We start from the raw sequence: 12,315 nt of genomic DNA, 5'->3' as shown, positions 1-12,315 counted from the left end.
CTCTTTCCCTCTAACCCAACTTCCATTTTCCGGGGATTTACCAAATGCAGGTCTATTACGACAAAGACGCCGATCTTTCCATCATCCAGGGGATGAAGGTGGCCATCATTGGTTATGGCTCCCAGGGCCATGCCCATGCCAACAACCTGAAGGATTCCGGCGTCGACGTGACCGTGGGCTTGCGCCCGGGTTCGTCCTCTGCCAAGAAGGCCGAGGACGCTGGCCTGAATGTGAAGAACATTGAAGTGGCCGTGAAGGGTGCCGATCTGGTCATGGTGCTGGCTCCCGATGAACACCAGGCCAGCCTGTATGTTCAGCAGATCGAGCCCAACCTGAAGGAGGGCGGTGCCCTGGCCTTTGCCCACGGCTTCAACGTGCATTTCGAGCAGATCCAGCCCCGTGCCGATCTGGACGTGCTGATGATCGCCCCCAAGGGCCCCGGTCACCTGGTGCGCTCCACCTACACCCAGGGTGGCGGTGTGCCCAGCCTGATCGCCGTTTACCAGGATGCCTCCGGTCGCGGTCGTGACATCGCCCTGTCCTATGCCTCCGCCAATGGTGGCGGTCGTGCCGGCGTGATCGAGACCACCTTCAAGGACGAGACCGAAACCGACCTGTTCGGTGAGCAGGCCGTGCTCTGTGGCGGTGCCTCCGCCCTGGTGCAGGCTGGTTTTGAAACCCTGGTGGAAGCCGGTTATCCGCCGGAGATGGCCTATTTCGAATGCCTGCACGAGCTGAAGCTGATCGTTGACCTGATGTACGAAGGTGGCGTGGCCGACATGCGCTACTCCATCTCCAACACCGCCGAATACGGTGACATCACCCGTGGCCCGCGCGTGGTGAACGAGCAGACCAAGGAAGAGATGCGCAAGATCCTGCGCGAGATCCAGACCGGCGAGTTTGCCCGTGAGTTCATCCTGGAGAACACGGCCGGTGCGCCGCGCCTCAAGGCCAGCCGTCGTCTGGCCCGTGAGCACGACCTGGAAGTGGTGGGCAGCCGCCTGCGGGACATGATGCCCTGGATCAAGGACAACAAGATCGTCGATAAGTCCAAGAACTAAAGCCTCAACGCCCCGGGTGCGCGCCGCGTGCCCGGGGCCGGGATGATCATGTTACCCATTGCTCCGGAAGGACGTGCCTATCTTGCGCTGCTGGCCGTGTTGGTGGCCGTGGCGCATTTGTTTTTGGGCGTATGGGCCGCCCCCACGTGGCTGTTGCTGCTGGGCGGCTTTTTTGTGTTTCGCAACCGGGGGCGGGATACACCTTCCCGCCCGCTGGCCGTTTTCAGTCCGCTGGATGCCCGTGTGACGGCCGTGGACGAGTGCCACGACCCGTTTCTGGAGCGCCCGGCGTTGTGTATTACCCTGCGCCAGAACGGGTGGGGGGAGTTCAATATGTACAGCCCGGTGGAGTGCCGGGTGCAGCAATTCTTCCGTCGCAAGACCGACAATGCCGTGGATGCCAGTGGGCATCTGGCTGTCTGGTTGAAGACCGACGAGGGGGATGATGTGGTGGTGGCCATGCAGTGCCGTTCCTGGCCGCATGTGTTCAATTGCATGGCCGGTAGCGGCGATCGCCTGGGCCAGAGTCGTCGTTGCGGCTTTCTGGGGTTTGGACGGTTGGTGCAGGTTTACCTGCCGCCCACGTCTCGTGCCGAGGTGCAACCGGGCCAGCGCTTGCGTGCGGCGACGGATGTGATGGCCACGCTGGTCCATAAAAAGCAGGATGCCGAGTCGTGAACGACGAGGCTGAGACAACCCCCCCCCGGGAGCGGCGGCGCGGTATCTACCTGCTGCCCAACCTGTTCACCACGGGGGCGCTGTTTGCCGGCTTTTACGGCATTATTGCCGCCTTTGAGGGGCAGTTCACTGCTGCGGCGGTGGCGATCTTCGTGGCCATGATCCTGGATGGCGTGGATGGGCGCGTGGCCCGCATGACCCAGACCCAGACCGCCTTCGGGGCCGAGTACGACTCCCTGGCGGACATGGTCTCCTTTGGTGTGGCGCCAGCCATCATCATCTATTTGTGGGCCCTGTCGGGGCTGGGGCAACTGGGCTGGGTGGTGGCCTTTTTCTATGCCGCTGCCACCGCCCTGCGTCTGGCCCGGTTCAACGTGAAGGCGGGCAGTTCCGATAAGCGCTTTTTCCAGGGTTTGCCGAGCCCGTCGGCGGCCGCCGTGCTCATGGGGATGGTGTGGGTGTGGAATGAGCTGGGCTTTGCGGGTCAGGACCTGGTGCTGCTCGCCTTGCTGCTCACCGTGCTCAGTGGTGCGGCCATGGTGAGCAATCTCACCTACTTCAGTTTCAAGGACATGGATTTTCGCCATCGCGTGCCCTTTTTCGTGGTGCTGGGGATGCTGTTCGCGGTGATGCTCACGGCCCTGGATCCACCCAAGGTGCTGTGGACCGGGTTCCTGATCTATGCCCTGTCCGGCCCGGGCCTGGCGTTGTTGCGCTGGCGGCGCAAGCGCATGCTGCGTGCCGGAGGGGATTGACCCGGTTCGCGCATTGACGCGGTGGAAATATGGGTTTAATATCCACGGCTTCCGCGTCGCCTTGGCTGTTTGCGAGGTTGGGATATCCGGGGTATAGCGCAGTCTGGTAGCGCGCCTGCTTTGGGAGCAGGATGTCGGGGGTTCGAATCCCTCTACCCCGACCATAAAGACCCGGAGGATGCGTGGACTCCGCGCCCGTAGCTCAACTGGATAGAGCATCGGCCTTCTAAGCCGAGGGTTGCAGGTTCGAGTCCTGCCGGGCGCGCCATTTGCCGGGTGACCGGTGGCAGTGTTGAGAAATGATGGTGGCCGTAGCTCAGATGGTAGAGTCCCGGATTGTGATTCCGGTTGTCGCGGGTTCGAGCCCCGTCGGCCACCCCATCTTCTGACAGGGTATCTGGCGACCCTGGCAGTAACCCGGAAACGGGTACCAGTCAGACGGGCCGTTAGCTCAATTGGTAGAGCAGTGGACTCTTAATCCATTGGTTGAAGGTTCAAGTCCTTCACGGCCCACCATTTTGCGTGTTTCGAAAAGGCCCGGCGCATGCCGGGCCTTTTCGTATCTGCGGCACAGGCGGCGCAATGGGTTATAGTGCGTGTGGCGTGCTTGTATAATCCCCGGTTTGCACGGTTGGTAATGGATGCATGCGAAAGTGGCGGAACTGGTAGACGCGCTGGATTTAGGTTCCAGTGGGGAAAACCCGTGAGAGTTCGAGTCTCTCCTTTCGCACCATTTTACGCGTTTGGCAAGTCGAGCCCGCAGTGGCTGCAAGGCGCCCCGATGGACGCCGGGTTTGCCACGACTCAAGATTCGAAAATTTAGAGGCGAAGAGGTTTTCATTCCATGCAAGTATCAGTGGAGTCCCTGAGCAACCTGGAGCGGCGGATGACGGTGCAGGTGCCTGCCGAGCGCATTCAGGAAGAGGTGGATCGTCGCCTCAAGTCGCTGGTCAAGCGCGTGCGCATCGATGGTTTCCGTCCCGGCAAGGTGCCCCTCAAGGTCGTGCAGAAGCGCTACGGCGAAGGTGTCTATCAGGAAGTTCTGGGCGAGATCCTGCAGTCCTCCTATCAGGAGGCGCTGGCCCAGGAGAGCATCATTCCCGCCGGCACCCCCGACATTGAGCCCCAGTCCATGGAGGCGGGTCAGCCGCTGGAATACGTGGCCACCTTCGAGGTGTTCCCCGAGGTGCAGCCTGCCGACATGTCCGGCGCCCAGATCAAGCGTCCTCAGGTGGAGATTGCCGAGGCGGACGTGGACAAGGTGATCGAGTCCCTGCGCAAGCAGCGCCGCGAGTGGGTGGATGTGGAACGCCCCGCTGCCGAGGGTGATCAGGTGGTCGTGGACTTCAAGGGCACGCTGGACGGCGAGGCCTTTGAAGGTGGCGAGGCCGAGGATGTGCCGATTGAACTGGGCCAGGGTCGCATGATCAAAGACTTTGAAGACCAGCTGCCTGGCGTGACCCCTGGTGAGGAAAAGACCATCGAGGTGAACTTCCCCGAGGATTACCCGGCCGAACACCTGGCAGGGCGCACGGCCGAGTTTGCGCTCACCGTGAAGAAGGTCCAGGAGGCCTCCCTGCCGGAGCTGAACGAAGAATTTGCCAAGGCCTTCGGTGTGGAAGAGGGCGGCATCGAGAAGCTGCGCGAGGAAGTGAAGAGCAATATGTCCCGTGAGATGGGCCAGGCCGTCAAGGCCCGGGTCAAGGACCAGGTCATGGACGCCTTGCTGGAGCGCAACTCCGTGGATCTGCCTTCCGCCATCGTGCAGGAAGAGATCAACCGCCTGCGCGAGCAGACTCAGGCCCGCTACGGCATGAATCAGGAAGGTGCCCCGCAGCTGCCCGACGAGCAGTTCAAGGCAGATGCCGAGCGCCGCGTTGGCCTGGGACTGGTGATCCGCGAGATCGTTCGTCAGCACGATATCAAGGTGGACCAGGACAAGGTCACCGCCGAGCTGGAGGCCATGGCCGCCGGTTATGAAGATCCGCAGCAAGTGATCAGCTACTATCGTAGTAACAAGCAGGCCATGAGCGGATTGGAAGCCATGGTGCTTGAGCAGCAGGTGGTCGAATGGGTGCTGTCCCAGTGCGAGGTCAGCGACGAACCCATGAGTTTCGACGCCCTCATGAATCCTTCCCAGGAGAATCAGGCCTGATGCAAGATGACGGTTTGACAAGTGGTGGGGCCCAGGATACCCGGGCCCTGAACCTGGTGCCCATGGTGGTCGAACAGACCGCCCGGGGCGAACGCGCTTACGATATCTACTCACGCCTGCTCAAGGAGCGGGTGATCTTCGCCGTGGGTCCGGTGGAAGACTACATGGCCAACGTGATTGTGGCCCAGATGCTGTTCCTTGAGTCGGAGAATCCCGACAAGGACATCAGCCTTTACATTAATTCCCCGGGCGGCGTGGTCACCGCTGGCCTGGCCATCTACGACACCATGCAGTTCATCAAGCCTGACGTGAGCACCCTGTGCATCGGCCAGGCTGCCAGCATGGGTGCCGTCCTGTTGGCCGGTGGTGCCAAGGGCAAGCGTTACTGCCTGCCCCATTCGCGGGTGATGATCCACCAGCCTCTGGGTGGTTTCCAGGGGCAGGCCACGGACATCGATATCCATGCCCGGGAAATCCTCAAGGTTCGGGATCAGCTCAATGGCATCCTGGCCCACCACACGGGGCAGTCCATCGAGCGTATCGCCGACGATACCGAGCGGGACCGTTTCCTGAGTGGCCCGGAGAGCCGGGAGTACGGCATCGTGGACAAGGTGCTCGACGTCCGCACGCCGCCCGCCAAGTCCTGACAGCCGGTTGCCGGGGCGCGCCCCGGCAACCAATAACCCTGCCCGCGTGCGGCTTGCATCCTGCTGTTAAAAGGGGCAAGGTGTAACCGAACGGTACGAATTGAGGTCGGCGATGAGCGACAACAAAGGCAAGGATTCGGACAGCGGGAAACTGCTTTATTGCTCCTTCTGCGGCAAGAGCCAGCATGAGGTGCGGAAGCTGATCGCGGGTCCGTCCGTGTTCATCTGCGACGAATGCGTGGAACTGTGCAACGACATCATCCGTGAGGAGATGCAGGAGCAGGCAGCTGCGTCAGGCAGCAAACTTCCCACGCCCCTCGAGATCAACCAGATCCTCGACGAATACGTGATTGGTCAGGAGCGGGCCAAGAAGATCCTCTCCGTGGCCGTGTACAACCATTACAAGCGTCTGGAAGCCAAGAGCGGCAAGGACGACGTGGAGCTGGCCAAGAGTAACATCCTGCTCGTTGGCCCCACCGGTTCGGGCAAGACGCTGCTGGCCGAGACCCTGGCCCGCCTGCTGAATGTTCCCTTCACCATCGCCGATGCCACCACCCTCACCGAGGCGGGGTACGTGGGCGAGGATGTGGAGAACATCATCCAGAAGCTGCTGCAAAAATGCGATTACGATGTGGAGAAGGCCCAGACGGGTATCGTCTACATCGATGAGATCGACAAGATCTCCCGCAAGTCCGACAACCCCTCCATCACCCGTGATGTATCCGGCGAAGGGGTGCAGCAGGCACTCCTGAAGCTGATCGAGGGCACCGTGGCTTCGGTGCCGCCCCAAGGTGGCCGCAAGCATCCGCAGCAGGAATTCCTGCAGGTGGACACGCGCAACATCCTGTTCATCGTGGGCGGGGCATTCTCCGGCCTGGAAAAGGTCATTCGGGACCGCACCGAGAAGGGTGGTATCGGCTTCTCTGCCGAGGTGAAGGCCAAGGACGAATCCCGTTCCAGTTCCCAGGTGCTGTTTGGCGTGGAGCCGGAGGATCTGGTCAAGTTCGGTCTGATCCCCGAGTTCGTGGGTCGGCTGCCTTTGGTGGCCACGCTGGAGGAGCTGGATTCAGATGCCCTGATCCGGATCCTCACCGAGCCCAAGAACGCCCTGACCAAGCAGTATCGCAAGCTGTTCGAGATGGAAGGGGTGGAGATCGAGTTCCGCGAGGATGCCCTGCGTGCCGTGGCCAAAAAGGCCATGGAGCGCAAGACGGGCGCCCGCGGCCTGCGGACCATTCTGGAGCAGGTACTCCTGGACAGCATGTACGAGATCCCCTCCACGGAGAATGTCTCCAAGGTGGTCATCGATGATGCAGTGATCATGGGGGACGCCAAGCCCTACCTGATCTACGAGAACTCCGACTACCAGAAGGCCGCGTCGGACTGACCGCTGCCTTTGGCGGCGTGTGGGGACAGATAACCAACAATAGGGGACAGATTGAAATCTGTCCCCTATTGTTGGTTATCTGTCCCCCCTTACTGGGCAGCCGTACCCTTCCCCTCAAAAATTCACCCCCTTTTCCCTCGTTTTGACCCTCCCAGGCTGGAATTTCCGGCTTTTTTTCCTTTGGTCCTTGAATTCGCCGTTAACATACCCATCAAATAAGGTATTGGCGCGTGCCACCCCCGCGCGCCGTGGATCGGCGGGGGCCCATACCGAATCCAGACGAGACCCAAGCACCATGGATAACGAACAGAAGACCCAAGCAGCCACCAACGAGCCCATCCAGACGGTGCCCGTCCTGCCGCTGCGGGATGTGGTGGTCTATCCCCATATGGTGATCCCGCTCTTCGTAGGTCGCGAGAAGTCCATTCGTGCGCTGGACACCGCCATGGAAAACAACAAGCAGATCCTTCTGGTAGCCCAGAAGAGCGCCGAGGTGGACGAGCCCTCGGCGAAAGAGATTCACCGGGTGGGTACCCTGTCCACCATCCTGCAACTGCTCAAGCTGCCCGATGGGACCATCAAGGTCCTGGTGGAGGGCTCAGAGCGGGCGCGGGTGATGGAACTCACCGATGGCGAGGAGCATTTCTCTGCGCAGATTTCCATGATCCCTCAGGAGACCAGCGTCGACGAGCGGGAGATGGAAGTGCTCACGCGCTCGGTGCTCAATCTCTTCGATCAGTATGTGAAGCTCAACAAGAAGATCCCACCCGAGATCCTCACCTCCCTGGCGGGCATCGAGGACGCTGCGCGCCTGGCTGACACCATCGCCGCGCACATGTCCCTGAAGATCGAGGAGAAGCAGAAGATCCTCGAGGTGGATGACGTGCGCACTCGCCTCGAGCATCTGATGTCCCTGATCGAAGGGGAGATCGACATCCTGCAGATCGAGAAACGCATCCGCGGCCGCGTGAAGCAGCAGATGGAGAAGAGCCAGCGGGAGTACTATCTCAATGAGCAGATGAAGGCCATCCAGAAGGAGCTGGGCGACCTGGAAGATGCCCCCAACGAGTTCGAGGAACTGCAGCGCCGGGTGGAAAAGGCCGGCATGCCCAAGGAGGCCAAGCAGAAGGCCCAGAACGAACTCAACAAGCTCAAGATGATGTCACCCATGTCGGCCGAGGCCACGGTGGTGCGCAACTACGTGGAGTGGCTGGCCAACGTGCCGTGGAAGAAGCGCACCAAGGTGCGCAACGACATCGAGGAGGCCCAGCGGGTTCTGGACGAGGACCACTACGGTCTGGAGAAGGTGAAGGAGCGCATCCTCGAGTACCTGGCCGTGCAGCAGCGTGTGCGCAAGCTCAAGGGCCCCATCCTGTGCCTGGTGGGCCCGCCGGGGGTAGGCAAGACCTCCCTGGGGCGCTCCATCGCCCGGGCCACCAATCGCAAGTTCACCCGCATGTCCCTGGGCGGGGTGCGCGACGAGGCCGAGATCCGCGGTCACCGGCGCACTTATATCGGTGCCCTGCCGGGCAAGATCGTGCAGAACCTGGCGAAGGCAGGTACGCGCAATCCGCTGTTCCTGCTGGATGAGATCGACAAGATGGCCATGGATTTCCGGGGCGACCCGGCTTCGGCCCTGCTGGAAGTGCTGGACCCCGAGCAGAACAGCACCTTTGCGGATCATTACCTGGAGGTGGACTTCGATCTGTCGGACACCATGTTCGTGGCCACGGCCAACAGCATGAATATCCCCGGCCCGTTGCTGGACCGCATGGAGGTGATCCGTCTGCCCGGCTATACGGAGGATGAGAAGACGAATATCGCCCAGAACTACCTGGTGCCCAAGCAGGTGAAGAACAACGGCCTCAAGGAGGACGAGTTGACCATCAGTGAGGCCGCCATCCGCGACATCGTGCGGTACTACACCCGGGAGTCGGGCGTGCGTAACCTGGAGCGGGAGATCTCCAAGATTTGCCGCAAGGTGGTGAAGACCCATCTGATCAAGGCCTCGGACCGCAAGACGGTGGTCTCGCCCAAGAACCTGGACAAGTACCTGGGGGTGCGGCGTTTCCGCTACGGCGTGGCCGAGGAGCACGATCAGGTGGGGCAGGTGACCGGTCTGGCCTGGACCGAGGTGGGTGGCGAATTGCTCACCATCGAAGCGGCCGTGGTTCCCGGCAAGGGCAAGTGCATCCATACCGGCAAACTCGGAGACGTGATGCAGGAGTCCATCCAGGCAGCCATGACCGTGGTGCGCAGTCGTTGCCAGACCCTGGGTATCGCCGAGGACTTCCACGAGAAGAAGGACATCCACATCCACGTGCCCGAGGGTGCTACGCCCAAGGATGGCCCCAGCGCCGGTATTGGCATGTGTACAGCCATCGTCTCGTCGCTCACGGGGATTCCGGTGCGCTCCGATGTGGCCATGACCGGGGAGATCACCCTGCGGGGCGAGGTGCTGCCCATCGGCGGCCTCAAGGAGAAGCTGCTGGCGGCCCACCGGGGCGGTATCGAGACGGTGCTGATTCCTCATGAGAACGAGAAGGATCTGGCGGACATCCCCAAGAACATCAAGAGCCGTCTGGATATCCGCCCGGTGCGCTGGATTGACGAGGTACTGGCCATCGCGCTCAAGGAGCGCCCGGCTGGCGCCGAGGAAGAGGCGCCGGAGAAACCGGAGGTGGCAGGCAAGCCCGCCGGTAAGGGATCCACAGGCCGCGTGCCGCATCACTAACGCCTGACTCAGGCCTTTTGTCGGGAGTTGCCTGCGCGCACACCCTCGGACGCGTCCGCAAGGACAGCCCGAGGGTGTGCGCGCAGGTTGTTGATAATGGCCGCAAACGGCGCTGCGCGGGGCTTTGCGGGCCAGGTGCGTTGTTGACAGCTTTGAAATGCGCTTGGTATAAAGTCCGCGTTCTTGTCCAAGCGCCCATAACAATAAATCCCTAGAACCTCTGACGAACCGAGTCCGTGCCGCCCGTTTGTTTCAGGCGCTCAGGCTGGCTATTTCCCTTGACTCGGCGAGACGCCACGCGCTCCGTCCACGCTATTGCCTAACTGAAGGTACAACTGAATGAATAAATCCGAACTCATTGACGCCGTCGCCAGCTCCGCCGACCTCCCCAAGGCTGCAGCCGCGCGTGCGGTGGATTCCATTGTTGATGTGATTTCTGATACACTTCGCCAAGGTGATCAGGTGACGATCGTCGGTTTCGGGACCTTCCTGGTCCGTGAGCGCGATGCCCGCAGTGGTCGCAATCCGCGCACCGGCGACACCATTCAGATCCCTGCCTCGAAAGTTCCGAGTTTTAAGGCTGGTAAAGCACTGAAAGATGCTGTAAACTAGCGCGCTTTCATCGGGTGCTTAGCTCAGCTGGTAGAGCGTCGCCCTTACAAGGCGAATGTCGGGGGTTCGATCCCCTCAGCACCCACCAAGGTGTTAAAATCTGGTAAGATAGTCACAATCTGGAGCGGTAGTTCAGTTGGTTAGAATACCGGCCTGTCACGCCGGGGGTCGCGGGTTCGAGTCCCGTCCGCTCCGCCATCTTCAAGCAAAAAAGGGTGCCTCAGGGCACCCTTTTTTGCTTTCTGCTCCCTCCCTTCTGATCTGCTTGTGTCCCCCGCGAAACCCGATGCGCTTTTGGGTATCATGGGCTCCACTTTCCGCTGTTAGATAGCTGATACCCCATGCTTCTGAAAATTCGCGACAAGGCGTCTGGCTGGTTTGCCTACGCCATCATCATCATGATCACCATCCCGTTTGCTCTTTGGGGGGTTCACGAGTATTTCGGTGGCGGCGCCCGCCTGGTGGCGGCCGAGGTCAATGGCACCGAGATCACCACCCGGGAGTTCCAGCGGGAGGTGCAGCGTCAGCGCGACCAGATGGCGCAGTTCTTTGGCGGACGCCTGCCGGACGGTGTCGTGGACGAACAGGCCCTGCGGGAGCACGCCCTGCAATCCGTGATCCGGCGTGAGTTGGTCAGGCAGATGGTGAGCGAGCGTGGTTTCACCATCAGCCAGCAGGCGGTGGCCAGGGAGTTGTCCGGCATTGAGGTCTTCCACCAGAACGGTGTCTTCGATCCTGAGCGCTACAACCGGCTGCTGGAAGCTCAACGTATCAGCCGCGGCGCCTTCGAGGCCGATGTGGCTCAGGGCCTGCGCCTGGAGCAGTTCGAGGCGGGGGTTCGCAACTCGGCTCTGGTCACCGACGCCGAGGTGCGAGAGTACCTGCGGCTGAGCAACCAGGAGCGCACCCTGAGTTATTTCGTCATCCCGGCAGAGGAATATGCCCGGGATGTGAATATCGATGACGAGCAGGTGCAGGCCTATTACGCCCAGAATGAAGAGCGCTTCCGCACGCCGGAGCGGGTGCGGCTGAGTTATGTGGAACTGGATCTGGATCGCCTGGAAACCGAGTTGAGTGTGTCCGAATCGGAGTTGCGGCGACATTATCGTCAGGAACTGGATCGTTTCACCTCGCCGGAGGAGCGCCGTGCGGCGCACATCCTGGTGCGGGTGCCCCGGGATGCGGATGATGCCCAGGTAGAGGCATTGCGCACCCAGGCCCGGGAGTTGCGTGCCCGTATTGATGAGGGGGATGATTTCGAGTCGGTGGCCCGGGAGGTCTCCGAGGACGATTTCAGCGCCGGTGATGGTGGCGACCTGGGTTATCTGCAGCGGGGGGATCTGGGATCGGCCCTGGATGGTGTTCTGTTCACCATGGACGAGGGAGAGATCAGCCAGCCGGTGCGGACCAATGAAGGCTTTCATATCCTGCGCCTGATCGAGATCCAGCCGGCTGAATCGGAGCCCTTCGAGGCCGTGCGTGACGAGGTGGAGCAGGAGGTCCGAGCCCGTCAGGTGGAATCCAGGCAGATCGAACTCATCGAGCAGATGATCACCCAGGCCTATGAAAATCCCCGCAGCCTGGCGGCTGTGGCAGATGCCACGGGTCTGGAGATCCGTGAAACCGACTGGCTGACCCGCGAGGAAGGCGAGGGCATCGGTGAGCAGGACGCCGTGCGTCAGGCGGCCTTCAGTACGCAGGTGCTTCAGGAGGAGCGCAACAGCGATCTGCTGGAGTTGGCCGATGGCCGTGCCCTGGTGATCCGCGTCAAGGAGCACGAGCCGTCCACGCCCCGTCCGGTGGAAGAGGTGGAGGATAGGATCCGCGAGTTGATTCGCGCCGAGGAATCCGCCCGACTGGCACGAGAGGCCGGGGAAGCGCTGCTGCAGGCCCTGCGCGAAGGCGAGGCCCTGTCAAAGGTGATCCAGGGCCTGCCGGGTGAACTGGAGGAGGGCCGTACGGTGACCCGCGAGGATGCCCGCGTGCCCAACGAGATTCTGCGCACGGCCTTTGGGCTGCCGGCTCCCGAGGAAGGGCAGCAGACGGCGGGTGGTGTGAGCCTGGAAGATGGGGACTACGCGCTGCTGACCTTGCAGTCGGTGCAGAATGTGGAACCGGATCAGCGTGAACTGAGCAGTGCCCGCAGTCATCTGCGTGGCTTGTATGGTGCACTGGACTTCGAGGCGGTGCTGGAGTCCCTGCAGGCGCAGGCGGATATCAAGATCCACCGGGACAACCTCTGATCCCAGGCCCCTCATCCCGGTCCTTCTCCCCCAAGGGGGAGAA

9 protein-coding genes and 7 tRNA genes are annotated in these 12,315 nt (G+C 61.5%); all 16 read left to right on the top strand.

Annotated features, from left to right (window positions below; all coding sequences use genetic code 11):
* The first annotated feature begins 44 nt into the window (after window positions 1-44).
* The 16 genes from ilvC to ECTOBSL9_RS00955 all read left to right on the top strand — a co-directional run bounded on the left by ilvC (window position 45) and on the right by ECTOBSL9_RS00955 (window position 12,272).
* Window positions 45-1,061: a ketol-acid reductoisomerase gene (gene ilvC / locus ECTOBSL9_RS01030; protein WP_063463498.1), complete on the top strand. Its 1,017-nt coding sequence runs from the start codon at window positions 45-47 to the stop codon at window positions 1,059-1,061.
* Window positions 1,062-1,109: 48 nt separating this feature from the next.
* The gene (locus tag ECTOBSL9_RS01025; protein ID WP_063465931.1) at window positions 1,110-1,739 is read left to right on the top strand and encodes a hypothetical protein; all 630 of its coding nucleotides are present in this window, start codon (window positions 1,110-1,112) and stop codon (window positions 1,737-1,739) included.
* A complete protein-coding gene (pssA, locus tag ECTOBSL9_RS01020) occupies window positions 1,736-2,494 on the top strand; it encodes a CDP-diacylglycerol--serine O-phosphatidyltransferase (protein WP_063463497.1) in 759 nt (252 codons plus the stop codon). Before ECTOBSL9_RS01025 ends, pssA begins: the two co-directional genes overlap by 4 nt.
* An 87-nt stretch (window positions 2,495-2,581) precedes the next feature.
* Window positions 2,582-2,658: transfer RNA gene (locus tag ECTOBSL9_RS01015), tRNA-Pro, on the top strand.
* A gap of 27 nt (window positions 2,659-2,685) precedes the next feature.
* Window positions 2,686-2,762, top strand: a tRNA-Arg gene (locus ECTOBSL9_RS01010).
* Window positions 2,763-2,799: 37 nt separating this feature from the next.
* A tRNA-His gene (locus ECTOBSL9_RS01005) sits at window positions 2,800-2,875 on the top strand.
* 59 nt (window positions 2,876-2,934) lie between these two features.
* Window positions 2,935-3,010: transfer RNA gene (locus ECTOBSL9_RS01000), tRNA-Lys, on the top strand.
* Window positions 3,011-3,141: 131 nt separating this feature from the next.
* Window positions 3,142-3,227 (top strand) — tRNA-Leu (locus ECTOBSL9_RS00995).
* A gap of 111 nt (window positions 3,228-3,338) precedes the next feature.
* Window positions 3,339-4,649 (top strand): trigger factor, encoded by a 1,311-nt coding sequence (gene tig, locus ECTOBSL9_RS00990; protein ID WP_063463496.1) that lies wholly within the window; start codon window positions 3,339-3,341, stop codon window positions 4,647-4,649.
* Entirely contained in the window at window positions 4,649-5,296 is a 648-nt protein-coding gene (clpP, locus tag ECTOBSL9_RS00985) for an ATP-dependent Clp endopeptidase proteolytic subunit ClpP (protein ID WP_063463495.1), read from the top strand. Before tig ends, clpP begins: the two co-directional genes overlap by 1 nt.
* Before the next feature lie 112 nt (window positions 5,297-5,408).
* Entirely contained in the window at window positions 5,409-6,683 is a 1,275-nt protein-coding gene (gene clpX / locus ECTOBSL9_RS00980) for an ATP-dependent Clp protease ATP-binding subunit ClpX (protein ID WP_063463494.1), read from the top strand.
* Window positions 6,684-6,978: 295 nt separating this feature from the next.
* Window positions 6,979-9,417: an endopeptidase La gene (lon, locus tag ECTOBSL9_RS00975; protein WP_063463493.1), complete on the top strand. Its 2,439-nt coding sequence runs from the start codon at window positions 6,979-6,981 to the stop codon at window positions 9,415-9,417.
* A gap of 339 nt (window positions 9,418-9,756) precedes the next feature.
* A complete protein-coding gene (locus tag ECTOBSL9_RS00970) occupies window positions 9,757-10,029 on the top strand; it encodes an HU family DNA-binding protein (protein WP_025280902.1) in 273 nt (90 codons plus the stop codon).
* 12 nt (window positions 10,030-10,041) lie between these two features.
* Window positions 10,042-10,117, top strand: a tRNA-Val gene (locus ECTOBSL9_RS00965).
* A gap of 33 nt (window positions 10,118-10,150) precedes the next feature.
* A tRNA-Asp gene (locus ECTOBSL9_RS00960) sits at window positions 10,151-10,227 on the top strand.
* A gap of 143 nt (window positions 10,228-10,370) precedes the next feature.
* Window positions 10,371-12,272: a SurA N-terminal domain-containing protein gene (locus ECTOBSL9_RS00955; protein WP_063463492.1), complete on the top strand. Its 1,902-nt coding sequence runs from the start codon at window positions 10,371-10,373 to the stop codon at window positions 12,270-12,272.
* Window positions 12,273-12,315 lie beyond the last annotated feature (43 nt).

The organism is Ectothiorhodospira sp. BSL-9 (genome assembly GCF_001632845.1).
In the GTDB taxonomy this organism is placed as follows: domain Bacteria; phylum Pseudomonadota; class Gammaproteobacteria; order Ectothiorhodospirales; family Ectothiorhodospiraceae; genus Ectothiorhodospira.
Note: the sequence above shows the minus strand (reverse complement) of the source record. Positions and strands in the feature narration are given on the sequence as shown.

Bases quoted from the DNA above. Each gene is read 5' to 3' on its own strand.
- ilvC (WP_063463498.1), top strand. From the start codon at position 45: ATGCAGGTCTATTACGACAAAGACGCCGATCTTTCCATCATCCAGGGG.
- ECTOBSL9_RS01025 (WP_063465931.1), top strand. From the start codon at position 1,110: ATGTTACCCATTGCTCCGGAAGGACGTGCCTATCTTGCGCTGCTGGCC.
- tig (WP_063463496.1), top strand. From the start codon at position 3,339: ATGCAAGTATCAGTGGAGTCCCTGAGCAACCTGGAGCGGCGGATGACG.
- clpP (WP_063463495.1), top strand. From the start codon at position 4,649: ATGCAAGATGACGGTTTGACAAGTGGTGGGGCCCAGGATACCCGGGCC.
- clpX (WP_063463494.1), top strand. From the start codon at position 5,409: ATGAGCGACAACAAAGGCAAGGATTCGGACAGCGGGAAACTGCTTTAT.
- lon (WP_063463493.1), top strand. From the start codon at position 6,979: ATGGATAACGAACAGAAGACCCAAGCAGCCACCAACGAGCCCATCCAG.
- ECTOBSL9_RS00970 (WP_025280902.1), top strand. From the start codon at position 9,757: ATGAATAAATCCGAACTCATTGACGCCGTCGCCAGCTCCGCCGACCTC.
- ECTOBSL9_RS00955 (WP_063463492.1), top strand. From the start codon at position 10,371: ATGCTTCTGAAAATTCGCGACAAGGCGTCTGGCTGGTTTGCCTACGCC.